Consider the following 12905-nt stretch of genomic DNA (forward strand, 5'->3'; position numbering starts at 1 on the left):
AGCCTTCACGTTGGCTGATCCTACCGGCAACGACATAAATGTTTGTCCGATCGGCCAAAGGGTGGAGCGGCCGAATGGGAGACCCTAATCACATGAGTGCATCGCATGGCTTCGCCGCCGTCACCGACGTCCCGGTTCCCACCAACGAGCCGGTGCACGAGTACGCCCCAGGCAGCCCGGAGCGAGACCGACTCGTCACCGAGCTGACCGCCCTGAATGCCGCCGAGCCCATCGATTTGCCACACGTCATCGCCGGCAAGCACACGATGGGCGGCGGCGATCGGATCGACGTCGTGCAGCCGCATCGCCACGCCGCGGTGCTCGGCACGCTGACCAACGCGGGTCACGCCGAGGCGACCGCCGCCGTCGACGCCGCGATCGCGGCCAAGCGGGCGTGGGCCGCGACGCCGTTCGACGAGCGGGCCGCTGTGTTCCTGCGCGCCGCAGACCTTCTCGCGGGGCCGTGGCGGGAAAAGCTCGCCGCCGCCACCATGCTCGGCCAGTCCAAGACCGCATATCAGGCCGAGATCGACGCGTCGTGCGAACTCGCCGACTTCTGGCGGTTCAACGTGACCTTCGCCAGGCAGCTCATGGCGCAGCAACCCATCAGCGCGCGCGGCGTCTGGAACCGTACGGACTACCGACCGCTCGAGGGCTTCGTCTATGCGATCACCCCCTTCAACTTCACCGCAATAGCAGGCAACCTGCCAACGGCGCCTGCGCTGATGGGCAACACCGTGGTGTGGAAACCATCTGTCACGCAAACGTTCTCGGCGTACCTCACGATGCAGCTGCTCGAGTCCGCGGGACTGCCGCCCGGCGTCATCAACCTGGTGACCGGTGACGGTTACGCCGTGTCCGACGTGGTGCTGGCCGATCCCAGGCTGGCGGGTATCCACTTCACCGGGTCGACTGCCACGTTCCAGCACCTGTGGCGCGAAGTGGGCAGCAACATCGACCGCTACCACACCTATCCGCGACTGGTCGGTGAGACCGGTGGCAAGGACTTCGTCGTCGCCCACTCCTCGGCGCGTCCAGACGTATTGCGCACCGCCCTCATTCGCGGCGCCTTCGACTATCAGGGCCAGAAGTGCTCGGCCGCGTCGCGGGCCTTCGTGCCGCGGTCGGTATGGCAGCAGATGGGCGACGACTTCCTCGGTGCGACGGAGAAGATCGCCTACGGCGACGTGACCGAGCTGTCCAACTACGGCGGCGCACTCATCGACGAGCGATCCTTCACCAAGAACGTCAACGCCATCGAGCGCGCGAAGAGCGCCAGCGGTGTGACGATCGCCGTCGGCGGCGAATACGACGACAGCGAAGGCTATTTCGTCCGCCCCACGGTGCTGCTGTCCGACGACCCGACCGATGAGGCGTTCAGAGAAGAGTACTTCGGCCCCATCCTGGCCCTCCACGTGTACGACGACGACCGGTGGGACGACGTGCTCGGCGTCGTCGACGCCGGCTCGAAGTACGCGTTGACCGGTGCGGTGATCGCCGACGATCGCGCCGCCGTGCTGGCCGCGCAGGACCGGTTGCGCTACGCGGCAGGCAACTTCTACGTCAACGACAAGCCCACCGGTGCCGTCGTCGGTCAGCAGCCGTTCGGCGGATCACGCGCCTCGGGCACCAACGACAAGGCCGGCTCGCCGCTGAACCTGCTGCGCTGGACGTCCGCGCGGTCGATCAAGGAGACGTTCGTCCCGCCGGTGCAGCACGCCTACCCCCACATGGAGGGATGACGATGGGCCTCTTCCAGCAGGTCGCGCGACCGGTGATCCTTGCCGCCGCCAGGTCCGACGGGCTGCGCCGCACGGCCGAACGGATGCCCGTCACCCGACAGGTGGTGCACCGCTTCGTCCCTGGCGAGACCGTCGAGCATGCCCTGACATCGGTTGCAGAACTGCGTGATTCGCGTCGCTTCGTCTCGATCGACTACCTCGGCGAGGACGTCACCGACAGTGACTCGGCCGATGCCACCGTGCGTGCCTACGGCGACCTGCTCGATGCCCTCGGTCAGCGCGACGAGGCGCCAGGCGGTCCACGACAGCTCGAGGTGTCCCTCAAGCTGTCGGCGCTCGGCCAGGCGTTGCCGCGCGATGGCGAGAAGATCGCACTCGAGAACGCGCACGCCATCTGCACCAAGGCGCGCGACCTCGGTGCGTGGGTGACCGTCGATGCGGAGGACCACACCACGACCGATTCGACGCTGTCGATCGTGCGCGATCTACGCCACGACTTTCCTTGGCTCGGCACGGTTTTGCAGGCCTACCTGAAGCGCACCGAGGGTGACTGCGAGGAGTTCGCCGCCTCCGGCGCACGGATCCGACTGTGCAAGGGCGCCTACGACGAGCCCGCGTCGGTGGCCTATCGCGGGGCCGACGAGGTCACCGGGTCCTATCTGCGCTGCCTTCGTGTGCTGATGGCGGGCGAGGGCTATCCGATGGTGGCCTCTCACGACCCGGCGATCATCGCCGCCGTGCCTGCGCTGGCCCGCGAATTCGGCAGGGGCGTCGACGACTTCGAGTACCAGATGCTGTACGGCATCCGCGATGGCGAGCAGCGCAGGCTTGCCGAGGAGGGCAACCACGTCAGGGTGTACGTTCCATTCGGCACCCAGTGGTACGGCTACTTCGTGCGTCGGCTCGCCGAGCGGCCCGCCAACTTGACGTTCTTCCTGCGGGCGCTGGCCGAGCGGCGGCACTGACGGCGCACCCTAGGGCGGTGGGGCAGACCCTCGTAGCCGCAGCAGCGTCCACGCCGCGATGGTCTGGGCGTCGGTGATGGTCCCCTCGACGATCATCTGCTCGATCTGCCCGCCGGTGAACCACTCGCTGCGCATGTCCTGCTCCTCGTGCTCGCGTTCATGGTCGCCCTCGGTGAGACCGGTGGCCAGGAACACCCAGCCGCGCTGGTTGCTCATGCCGGGGGCGACGTCTAGTTGGCCGAGCACCTCCATCGACGTGGCCCGCAGCCCCGTCTCCTCCCGCAACTCCTGCGCCGCCAGGTCGGCGGGCGGCGGCTCGTCACCGTCGAGCGTGCCGGGGGCCGTGCCCTGCGGAAACTCCCATCGCCGCAATCCGATCGGATAGCGAAACTGCTCGACGAGTTGGTAGCGACCGTCGTTGGCCGCGATCACCAGGGCGTAGGTCGGTTTGTCGATGACGCCATATATGCCCGTGCTGCCGTCCGGCCGTCGGATGTCGTCCTCCCTGACGATCATCCAGGGGTTCCGATACACCTCGCGCGAGCCGACGCCTTCGATGGGATCCACGCGACCAGTATCCCGCCTCGCGGTAATCTCGCTGACGTGCTGCTGGTCTCGTTGAATCCCTCGGCCGTCGCCGCCGGGCACGACGTCGCGGACGCGGTGCGCATCGACGGTGCGACGCTGAGCCGCAGCGATCTGGTGGGCGCCGCTACCTCGGTGGCCGAACGCGTCGCGGGCGCGGGCCGGGTGGCCGTGCTTGCCACGCCCACCGCGGCGACTGTGCTCGCCATCACCGGCTGCCTCATCGCCGGTGTCACCGTGGTCCCGGTTCCCGCCGACGTCGGGGCGGCCGAGCGTCGCCACATCCTCACCGACTCCGGCGCGCGGGCGTGGCTCGGCGAGGTGCCAGAGGAAGCCGAGGGTCTGCCGCACATCCCGGTGCGTCTGCACGCGCGGTCCTGGCACCGCTACGCCGAACCGTCACCGGACGCCACCGCGATGATCGTCTACACCTCCGGTACGACGGGCCCGCCCAAGGGCGTGCTGATCAGTCGGCGCGCGATCGCAGCCGACATCGACGCACTTGCGACGGCCTGGGCGTGGACGCCGGACGACACTCTGGTGCACGGCCTGCCGCTGTTCCACGTGCACGGCCTGATTCTCGGCCTGCTCGGGTCGTTGCGAATCGGAAATCGCTTCGTGCACACGGGAAGACCGACGCCAGAGGCCTATGCGGCGGCGGGCGGTTCGCTGTATTTCGGGGTGCCGACGGTGTGGTCCCGGATCGTCGGCGACCAGGATGCGGCCCGAGCCCTGTCGTCGGCCCGCCTCTTGGTGTCCGGCAGCGCACCGTTACCGGTGCCGGTCTTCGACGAGATCGTGCGCCTGACCGGGCATGCTCCCGTCGAGCGGTACGGCAGCACGGAGTCCCTGATCACGCTCAGCACCCTGGCTGCAGGCGAACGTCGTCCCGGCTGGGTCGGCCTTCCGTTGGACGGCGTGCAGACCAGGCTGACCGCCGACGACGGCGCGACCGTTCCGCACGACGGGGAAACCATTGGGCGACTTGAGGTTCACGGACCGATGCTCTTCGACGGCTATCTCGACCGACCCGATGCCACGGCCGAGGCGCTCGGCAGCGACGGCTGGTATCGCACCGGCGACATCGCGGTCATCGGCGACGACGGGATGCACCGCATCGTCGGCAGGGAGTCGGTCGATCTCATCAAGTCCGGCGGCTATCGCATTGGGGCCGGCGAGATCGAGACGGCGCTGCTCGGGCACGCGGGGGTAGACGAGGTCGCGGTCGTAGGGCTGCCCGACGCCGACCTCGGGCAGCGCATCGTGGCGTTCGTCGTCGGCTCCGCGACGCCGCAGGCGCTGATCGACTATGTCGCTCAGGAGCTTTCGGTACACAAGCGGCCGCGCGAGGTACGCATCGTGGCGGATCTTCCCCGTAATGCGATGGGCAAGGTTATGAAGAAGGAGCTGCTGAAGTGACGTTGCGTTTCACCGAGGTATGCGTCGACGCGGCGGACATCCATGCATTGGGCCAGTGGTGGGCCGACGCACTCGGGTGGCCTTCCGAGACCACCGAAGACGGCGACGTCGTCCTGCGCGCGGCCACCGGCCCGGACTGGTTGTTCCTCGCGGTGCCCGACGACAAGGTCGTGAAGAACCGCATCCACTTCGACTTCACCCCGGACGATCAGCAGGCCGAGGTGGATCGCCTCGTCGGGCTGGGTGCGCGGCACGTCGACATCGGCCAGGGCGACGAATCCTGGGTGGTGCTTGCCGATCCGGAGGGCAACGAGTTCTGCGTGCTGGCAGCCAAAGGCTGAGTGGCCCGGGGCGCGGGCCCACAGCAACTTGGATCCTCACGCACAGATCGTGGTGTCAAGATGGCCGCGTGCGTCGAGTGTGGGGCTTGCTGGTCTGCATCGGCATGCTGGCCGCGTGCAGTTCGCCTACCCCCGAGTCGCGCCCTTCTCAAACCCCGCCCATGGGGTGGAATTCGTGGAACTCTGGCATCCCCCTCACCGAGCAGACCGTCGAGGCCACCATCGACGCGATGGTGTCCTCGGGGATGCGCGACGCCGGCTACCGCTACGTCAATCTCGACGCGGGCTGGGCCGCGCGCACCCGTGACGCGGAAGGCAAGCTGCGCGCCGACACCGACCGATTCCCTCACGGCATCGCCGCGCTGGCGGCCTACGCGCACGACCGCGGGATGTATCTCGGCATCTACCACAGCCCGTTCAACGAGGGCTGCGGCCAGGACCCACGGATCGGCGGCGCCGGTCACGAACAGGCCGACGCACGCACGTTCGCCGAATGGGGCGTCGACTATCTCAAGTACGACTGGTGCCGATTGGACGCCGGACACACCGACCAGGTGAAGTACTTCGCGGCGATGCGGGATGCCTTGCGCGCCAGCGGCCGTCACATCGTCTACAGCATCAACCCCAACAGTTCGGGGGATCCCGACGCAGGTTCGGAGTACGACTGGTCTCACATCGCCGACGTGAGCCGCGACGCGATGGACTTGGTGCCCGCGTGGGGCGACAAGGCCCTGTGGGCCGAAGGTGTCGCCGGCGTCAGCCAGGCATTCACCGCTGCTGCTCCGGTCGCGCCGCACGATGGACCGAAGCACGTCAACGACCCCGACATGCTGGTGGTGGGAATCGGGTGGTCGGAGTTCGCCCAGGGCCACCCCACGATGTCTCTGGGTTCGCAGCGGCCCGACCTCACGGATACCGAACAGCGCACCCACTTCTCGTTGTGGGCGATGCTGGCCGCCCCACTCCTGGCAGGCAACGACGTTCGGTCGATGGACGAGGGCACCCGAGCGATCTTGACGAACCGCGACGTCATCGCGGTCGACCAGGACCCGTTGGTGCTTCAGGGGCTCCCGCTGCTCAACGACCCGCGGGTCATCGTGAAGCCGCTGGCCGACGGTTCGGTGGCGGTGGCGTTGTTCAACCCTGGTGCGGCCCCCGTCGCGATTCGCACCGATTCGCACGCGATCGGCCTCTCGGGCAGCGCCTGCTTCACCGTGCGCGACCTTTGGGCCCACACCGACGACACCACGACGGGCGACGTCGAGCAGACGGTCGCCGCGCACGGCGTCGCGATGATGCGGGTTTCGCGGTGTCGGTAGGCGTCAGTTCGCGTGCAGCGCGTCGTTCAGCGTGATGCCCGTGCCGTCGCGCGACACCACCTCGACCGCACCCGAGAGTGAATTGCGCCGGAACAGAAGGTTGTTCGCGCCGGAGAGATCCCGCGCCTTGACGGTCTTACCGTCGGACGTGCTCACCTTGGTGCCGCCAGTGACGTACAGACCCGCCTCGACGACGCAGTCGTCGCCCAACGAGATGCCGAGCCCGGAGTTGGCACCCAACAGGCAGCGCTTGCCCACCGAGACGACCTCCTTGCCGCCACCGGACAGGGTCCCCATGATCGATGCGCCGCCGCCGATGTCGGAGCCGTCGTCGACCACCACGCCTGCCGAGATGCGGCCCTCGACCATCGAGGTGCCGAGGGTGCCCGCATTGAAGTTCACGAAGCCCTCGTGCATCACGGTCGTCCCCGATGCAAGGTGGGCGCCGAGGCGCACCCGGTCCGCGTCGGCGATCCGGACACCGGTCGGCACCACGTAGTCGACCATCCGGGGGAACTTGTCGATCCCGTACACGGTCACCGGCCCGCGTCGGCGCAGCCGCGCGCGCGTCAGCTCGAACCCATCGACCGCACACGGTCCGTAGTTGGTCCACACCACGTTGGCCAGCACACCGAAGAGGCCGTCCAGGTTGGCGCCATGCGGGGCAATGAGCCGGTGTGACAGCAGGTGCAGCCGCAGGTAGGCGTCGAACGCGTCGGCGGGCTTGTCGTCGAGCGAGGCGATCTCGGTGCGCACGATGACGGTCTCGACGTCGCGTTCGTCGTCGCGGCCGCTGAGCGCGGCCAGGTCGTCGGTCACCTCGGCCACCGAAAGTCGGTTCGTGCCGGTGGGACCGTCGCCGCCGAGCTCGGGCTCGGGGAACCAGGTGTCGAGGATCGTTCCGTCGGCCGCGATGGTGGCCACGCCGACGCCTGATGCTGAAGTCACGTCGTCAAACGTTACTGGACTACCGTTGACGGCTGTGGCCCTCGACTTGCGCGCTGATCCGATCGCCTTGACTGCTGCGCTGGTCGACATCCCCAGCGAGTCGCGCAACGAGCAGCGGATCGCCGACGACGTCGAGGCCGCACTGCGCGGCCAGACAGAAGGTTACGAGGTCATCCGCAACGGCGATGCCGTGCTGGCACGCACCAACTTCGGCCGACCGTCACGCGTACTGCTCGCCGGCCACCTCGACACGGTGCCGGCCGCGGACAACGTGCCGAGCCGCCTGGTGGGTGACGAGCTGTTCGGCTGCGGCACCTCGGACATGAAGTCCGGTGACGCCGTCTTCCTGCACCTGGCCGCCACGATCGCCGAGCCATCACACGACATCACGCTGGTGATGTACGACTGCGAGGAGATCGAGTCCAGCGCCAACGGGCTGGGCCGCATCGAACGCGAGCTGCCCGACTGGCTGCAGGCCGACGTCGCGATTCTCGGTGAGCCGTCGGGCGGGTACATCGAGGCTGGCTGCCAGGGCACCATTCGCGTGGTCGTCCGTGCGGTCGGGACGCGCGCGCATTCCGCGCGCTCGTGGTTGGGCGACAACGCCATTCACAAACTCGGCGCCGTGCTCGACAGGTTGGCGTCGTATGAGCCGCGCAACGTCGACATCGACGGATGCACCTACCGCGAAGGACTTTCCGCCGTCCGCATCGACGGCGGCATCGCAGGCAACGTCATCCCCGACGCGGCGTCGGTCACGGTCAACTTCCGGTTCGCCCCCGACCGCAGCGTCGAGCAGGCCGTCGCGCACGTTCGCGAGGTGCTCGACGGGCTCGACGTCGACGTCGAACTGACCGACGCCGCCGCAGGGGCGCTCCCAGGTCTGACGAAACCGGCGGCCGCGGCGTTGGTGCAGGCCGCCGGCGGACAGGTGCGGGCCAAGTTCGGCTGGACCGACGTCGCGCGCTTCGCCGCGCTCGGCATCCCTGCGGTCAACTACGGCCCCGGCGACCCCAACATGGCGCACCGCGTCGACGAACGCGTGGAGGTCACGCAGATCACGGCGGCCACCGAAATGCTGCGCAAATATCTCGTTGACTGAGCGTTGAGATAGCGCTCAGGGTCACCGCTTCTCGGACTTTGGCGCCGTGAGCGCTATCTCAACGACAAATCGAGTTGACTGACGCCGTTACCATGGTGTCGAAAGGTCGAATCGACAAGAGGTGGGCTGCAGACATGCTGGGTGACGACATCTCCGGATAGCCGGAGCGCGTCCGATCGTCCATGCCAGCGGCCCGTGCCGCCGATTCACCGAGAGATCTCTCGCATGTCCATCGTTTCCTCCCATCTGTCCTTCGGCTGGCCTGACGACACACCGCTGTTCGTCGACCTGTCCTTCACCATCCCCGGCGGCCGCACGGGTCTCGTCGCGCCCAATGGAGCGGGTAAGAGCACGCTGCTCAAACTCATCGCGGGCGAATTCCGGCCGAGCGCAGGCAACGTCGTCGCCGGCGGCACCGTCGGGTACCTGCCCCAGACGCTGCCGTTGGACGCCGACCGCACCGTCGCCGACGTCCTCGGGGTCGCGCCCGTCATCGCCGCACTCGACGCCTTGGCCGCCGGCGACGCCTCCGAAGCGGTCTTCACCGCGATCGGCGACGACTGGGACGTCGAGGAGCGACTGCGCGCTCAACTCGACCGGCTTGGTCTGTCGCAGCTGGCGATGGATCGGCCGCTGAGCTCGCTCAGCGGCGGGGAAGTGGTCTCGGTGGGATTGGCCGCGCAACTGCTCAGGCGCCCCGACGTCCTGCTGCTCGACGAGCCGACCAACAATCTCGACGTCGAGGCCAGGCGCCGCCTGAATGCCGCACTGGAGGACTTCGCGGGGACGTTGCTCGTCGTCAGCCACGACCGCGCGATGCTCGACGGAATGGATCGCATCGCGGAGCTCTACCGAGGCGAGATCGTCTTCTACGGAGGAAGTTTCACCGAGTACGAGAACGCACTCGACGCGGCTCAACGGTCCGCCGAGTCCGACGTCCGCAACGCCGAGCAATTGTTGAAGCGCGAGAAGCGACAGCTGCAACAGGCCCGCGAACGCGCCGCGAAACGTTCGAGCACCGCCGCACGCAACGTCAAGGACGCGGGCCTACCGAAGATCGTGGCCGGCAAGCTCAAGCGCGATGCCCAGGAGTCGGCGGCCAAGTCCGACGACGTGCATGCCAAACGCGTCGACGACGCGAGGGGCCGACTCGATCAGGCCGAACGCGCGTTGCGCGATGACGACGTCATCGTGCTCGATCTGCCGGACACCGACGTACCTGCGGGCCGCACCGTCCTCACCGTACGCGGGCTTCAGGTCCGCGTCGGTGGGCGAGAATTGTTCGCGGACAACGGGATCGACCTGGACATTCGCGGACCTGAACGCATCGCACTGACCGGCGCCAACGGGGCTGGCAAGTCGACGCTGCTTCGAGCGATCACGGGCGACGTCGAACCGACGCGGGGCGACGTGCAGCGGGCAGACGGACGGATCGCGTATTTGTCGCAACGGCTCGACCTGCTCGACCCCGACCGCACCGTCGCCGAAAGTCTCTCCGCGTTCGCGCCGAGCCTCACCCACACCCGGCGGATGCATCTGTTGGCGCAGTTCCTGTTTCGCGGAGACCACCGTCTCCTGCCCGTCGGCGCGCTGTCGGGTGGGGAACGATTGCGGGCGACGCTGGTCTGCGTGCTCAACGCCGAACCGGCGCCGCATCTGCTTCTGCTCGACGAGCCGACGAACAATCTCGACCTCGTCAGCGTGGGCCAGTTGGAGTCGGCACTGAGTGCCTATCGGGGCGCCGTCGTGGTGGTCAGCCACGACGAAACCTTCCTGGATTCGATCGGTGTCGATCGCAGACTGCGCCTAGACGACGGTGTGCTGGTCTAGAGCGACGACTGCTGCGGGCGAGTCTGTGCCGGCTGCGGGCGCTCGGCGGTGGGCGGGGGCACCGGGGCCCGGCCTCCGTCGGTGGCGGGCCCTTGCCGGGCGCTCTCGGTCTGAGTGGGCGGCTGCTGATCGCGCTTCTCGGCCGCCGCGGCCTCCTCGCGCTTGCGTTCCTCCGGGTCGTCGGCCTTCTCTTCGTCGTCCTTGGCCGCCGCGTCGGACTCCTTGGTAGCGGACCCCGCCATGCCTTGGATGCCCTGCATGATCTGCTGGGGGAGCTGGGTGAGCCCCTGGGCGAGCCCCTGCACGGCCTGCGCAACGCCCTGCGCGACCTGGCCCACCTGTTGACCGACCTGGCTTGCCATCTGGCCCGCCATTTCGGGACCGCCGCCACTCGCCCCGGAACCCGCGCCTGCTCCGCCCGCGCCCGTTGCGCCGCCTGCGCCACCCGCCGACCCCGCTCCGCCCGTGGCCCCGGAGCCATCGAGCGCCTCAGCCGCGGCCCTGAGCTTCGCCGCACCCTCTTCGTCGCCCTGGGCGTACATTTGGTCCGCCCTGCCGAGCAATTCCTTGATCGTTTCGCTGGCGGCCTTGGTGGTCTGAAACGCGCCGGTGCGACTTTGCGAAACCCCGTCGAGTGCGTTGTTGACTGAAAACGCGATGTTGCCGAACGACCTCGCGACCTCCGCGGCCTGCGGGCCGCCGGCCCCGGTCAGTTGCGACAATCCGTCGGCGACCTGTGAGTGGATGTCGGCCAGTGGCGACAGCCCGGCGCTGTCGAGCGAAAACTCGCCGCCCATGTTGATCCTCCCCGCGCCGCGTGATGGTCCCTTCGACCGCCCAACTCCTGCATGTGATTCTATGGCCGCTTGACGCAGGTGTTCGACGGGAATCTGCACTCGTCGCGAACCTGCGTCGTGAAGCAGTCACATCACAGTGAGGTGTTGTCTTGATGCCAATGATCTTGAAGGGCGCGCTCATCGCGTTCCTCGTGATCGGCGTGGCCACGATAGTGCTCGTATTCATCCGGAAGTCGCGAGCAAACGGGTTCCCCACTCCGGAATCTTCTAGCCACTTCTGGCAGAGCGAGGGCGCGATGCCGCCCACACCGAAACCGACGTGGCTTGAGTCTGATTCCGACGACGCAGATGGCGAACGACGTCAGACCTGACGCCAGTCAGGCCGGACAGGCCGCTTCCAGCGCAGAAAGCTCCTTCTCGAACTGGGCGTTCAATTCCGCGTAGTTTTGCGCCCATGGCGGCGGTCCGGAAGTTGGTGTCGGCGCAGCGTCGTCCCGCGCCTGACGGACGACCGAAAGAGTCTGATCCGCCAGCGCTGCAACCTGTTCGGCGTGCGGAACGAGTCGTGGGTCGTGGATCTCACGGGCGTATGCCTTCAACTGGGACGCCCAATCCTCGTAGTCGGACATGGGAGACTCGCTCGGTTGGTCAGGGTCCGACTGGGTGCCGATTGCCTTGTTGTGCGCCTGGTTGTAGTCGATCAACTGGTGCACGGTTTCGCAATCCGACGCCGACCCGCCCGGGAGCACCCAGATGAACACGATCGCGACGATCGCCACGATCACCGCAAGGATGACCGCGGCCGCCAGCCGCCAACGACGCAGGGTCATCACCGCGGACGCGTCATGATTGGAGTGTGTGGGGCGCCAGTGTTCACCGGCAAGCCGCCGGAAAAGTTCACCGACCCTCCGCAACCGTCGGGCAGGTAATACGGCGTTCCTGCGTTGTTCGCCGAGAGCGTCGCGATCTCAGGCAAGGAAATCGGCTTCCACGTGTGATCGATGTTCTGTATCGGAGGTAGTGCGCTCAAGTCGTTGCCGCCGCCCATTGATGTATTTCGTTGATACTCGTACACATTGGCCACCCAACGTTGAACCTGAGGTTCGCCGTTGCCGTTCACGACGCGAGTGAGGTCGGTAGCCTCGGTTCCCGCCATGCGGAACCTGTAACCCTCCTGGTACTGCACGTACGGTGCATCGTCTTCGGTTATCCACGTCTTCCCTGGCACGTACATCCGAGTGGGAGGGCCAACCTTAAGTGGTGTGTCGTCGGCGAACGGCCGGTACTCGGGTTGTAGCGGTGCGTACGGTCCGGTGGGGCTTAGCGGAACCGCTTCCCACTGACCGAAATTCGGGTCGCCGACCCAGGTATTGGCAGGGTCGGCCGGTCGTCCAGGCGTGATTGGACTGCGCGGCAGCTCTTCCCCAGCCTGGCCGAAATCGCCGACCGCTTGCACACCGGACGGCGCGAACTTCTGATTTCGCAGCGCGTCGTATTCGCCACCGAGACTGCGGATCTTGCCGCCGATGACGGAGAGGTCGCCGTTGGCCTTGGTGACGATCTCGCTCACCTTGCCGAGGCCCTTCTGAACGATGGGCATCAGAAGCTGCTCGCGATTCTTGCCGGGTGGAACCGAGGCCGCGGCGTCGACGACCCACTTGCGGACCGCATCGAGGTTCTCGCGTCTGGCCGTGACGACTCGAGACGACGCGGTGACGTGCTGACCGAGCCGTTGATCCAAGGACGCCAACTGCGCGAACACCTTGCCGTGATCCTTGTTGGCCGTCTGATATGCAGCGGCCCCGGCACCAGTCCATCGCGATCGTGGTGCGGCTGACGCCACCGTGGTCTGAAGCT

General features: G+C 67.4%; 12 protein-coding genes. 7 read left to right on the plus strand and 5 right to left on the minus strand.

Annotated elements, in window-relative coordinates:
• The first annotated feature begins 92 nt into the window (after positions 1 to 92).
• Together pruA and QOD90_RS16935 are read left to right on the plus strand one after the other, a co-directional pair.
• Entirely contained in the window at positions 93 to 1742 is a 1650-nt protein-coding gene (pruA, locus tag QOD90_RS16930; protein WP_526351722.1) for an L-glutamate gamma-semialdehyde dehydrogenase, read from the plus strand.
• A 2-nt stretch (positions 1743 to 1744) separates the two neighbouring features.
• On the plus strand, positions 1745 to 2707 hold the full coding sequence (locus QOD90_RS16935; RefSeq protein ID WP_526351724.1) for a proline dehydrogenase family protein: 963 nt from the start codon (positions 1745 to 1747) through the stop codon (positions 2705 to 2707).
• Positions 2708 to 2716: 9 nt separating this feature from the next.
• Here QOD90_RS16935 and QOD90_RS16940 read toward each other — a convergent pair whose 3' ends face one another.
• Positions 2717 to 3223 (minus strand): NUDIX domain-containing protein, encoded by a 507-nt coding sequence (locus QOD90_RS16940; protein ID WP_526351744.1) that lies wholly within the window; start codon positions 3221 to 3223, stop codon positions 2717 to 2719.
• Positions 3224 to 3310: 87 nt separating this feature from the next.
• Between QOD90_RS16940 and QOD90_RS16945 the strand changes: the two genes are divergently transcribed.
• The 3 genes from QOD90_RS16945 (at position 3311) to QOD90_RS16955 (ending at position 6371) form a co-directional block, all read left to right on the plus strand.
• Positions 3311 to 4711, plus strand: a complete 1401-nt coding sequence (locus QOD90_RS16945; protein WP_526351726.1) for an AMP-binding protein — start codon at positions 3311 to 3313, stop codon at positions 4709 to 4711.
• Positions 4708 to 5052: a VOC family protein gene (locus tag QOD90_RS16950; protein WP_526351728.1), complete on the plus strand. Its 345-nt coding sequence runs from the start codon at positions 4708 to 4710 to the stop codon at positions 5050 to 5052. The genes QOD90_RS16945 and QOD90_RS16950 overlap by 4 nt, the downstream gene beginning before the upstream one ends.
• A gap of 68 nt (positions 5053 to 5120) precedes the next feature.
• The gene (locus tag QOD90_RS16955) at positions 5121 to 6371 is read left to right on the plus strand and encodes a glycoside hydrolase family 27 protein (RefSeq protein WP_526351730.1); all 1251 of its coding nucleotides are present in this window, start codon (positions 5121 to 5123) and stop codon (positions 6369 to 6371) included.
• 3 nt (positions 6372 to 6374) lie between these two features.
• Here QOD90_RS16955 and dapD read toward each other — a convergent pair whose 3' ends face one another.
• Positions 6375 to 7319, minus strand: coding sequence for a 2,3,4,5-tetrahydropyridine-2,6-dicarboxylate N-succinyltransferase (gene dapD, locus QOD90_RS16960; RefSeq protein ID WP_526351732.1), 945 nt, complete (start codon positions 7317 to 7319; stop codon positions 6375 to 6377).
• Positions 7320 to 7353: 34 nt separating this feature from the next.
• Here dapD and dapE point away from each other — a divergent pair, with 34 nt between their 5' ends.
• Positions 7354 to 8421 (plus strand): succinyl-diaminopimelate desuccinylase, encoded by a 1068-nt coding sequence (gene dapE, locus QOD90_RS16965; RefSeq protein ID WP_526351734.1) that lies wholly within the window; start codon positions 7354 to 7356, stop codon positions 8419 to 8421.
• Positions 8422 to 8646: 225 nt separating this feature from the next.
• The gene (locus QOD90_RS16970) at positions 8647 to 10251 is read left to right on the plus strand and encodes an ABC-F family ATP-binding cassette domain-containing protein (RefSeq protein WP_526351736.1); all 1605 of its coding nucleotides are present in this window, start codon (positions 8647 to 8649) and stop codon (positions 10249 to 10251) included.
• Here the strand turns inward: QOD90_RS16970 and QOD90_RS16975 are convergent.
• The 3 genes from QOD90_RS16975 to QOD90_RS16985 all read right to left on the minus strand — a co-directional run.
• Entirely contained in the window at positions 10248 to 11048 is an 801-nt protein-coding gene (locus QOD90_RS16975) for a type VII secretion target (RefSeq protein WP_526351738.1), read from the minus strand. The genes QOD90_RS16970 and QOD90_RS16975 overlap by 4 nt on opposite strands.
• A gap of 377 nt (positions 11049 to 11425) precedes the next feature.
• The gene (locus QOD90_RS16980) at positions 11426 to 11878 is read right to left on the minus strand and encodes a hypothetical protein (protein WP_526351740.1); all 453 of its coding nucleotides are present in this window, start codon (positions 11876 to 11878) and stop codon (positions 11426 to 11428) included.
• Positions 11878 to 12905 (minus strand): EspA/EspE family type VII secretion system effector (locus tag QOD90_RS16985; RefSeq protein WP_526351742.1); only part of this gene is annotated, 1028 nt, incomplete at its 5' end. The genes QOD90_RS16980 and QOD90_RS16985, both read right to left, overlap by 1 nt.

Source organism: Mycobacterium sp. (genome assembly GCF_032161845.1).
Classification (GTDB): Bacteria; Actinomycetota; Actinomycetes; order Mycobacteriales; family Mycobacteriaceae; genus Mycobacterium.

Excerpts from the sequence above, each read along its gene's own strand:
- pruA (WP_526351722.1), top strand. The coding sequence starts at position 93 with ATGAGTGCATCGCATGGCTTCGCCGCCGTCACCGACGTCCCGGTTCCC.
- QOD90_RS16935 (WP_526351724.1), top strand. The coding sequence starts at position 1,745 with ATGGGCCTCTTCCAGCAGGTCGCGCGACCGGTGATCCTTGCCGCCGCC.
- QOD90_RS16940 (WP_526351744.1), bottom strand. The coding sequence starts at position 3,223 with ATGATCGTCAGGGAGGACGACATCCGACGGCCGGACGGCAGCACGGGC.
- QOD90_RS16970 (WP_526351736.1), top strand. The coding sequence starts at position 8,647 with ATGTCCATCGTTTCCTCCCATCTGTCCTTCGGCTGGCCTGACGACACA.
- QOD90_RS16975 (WP_526351738.1), bottom strand. The coding sequence starts at position 11,048 with ATGGGCGGCGAGTTTTCGCTCGACAGCGCCGGGCTGTCGCCACTGGCC.
- QOD90_RS16980 (WP_526351740.1), bottom strand. The coding sequence starts at position 11,878 with ATGACCCTGCGTCGTTGGCGGCTGGCGGCCGCGGTCATCCTTGCGGTG.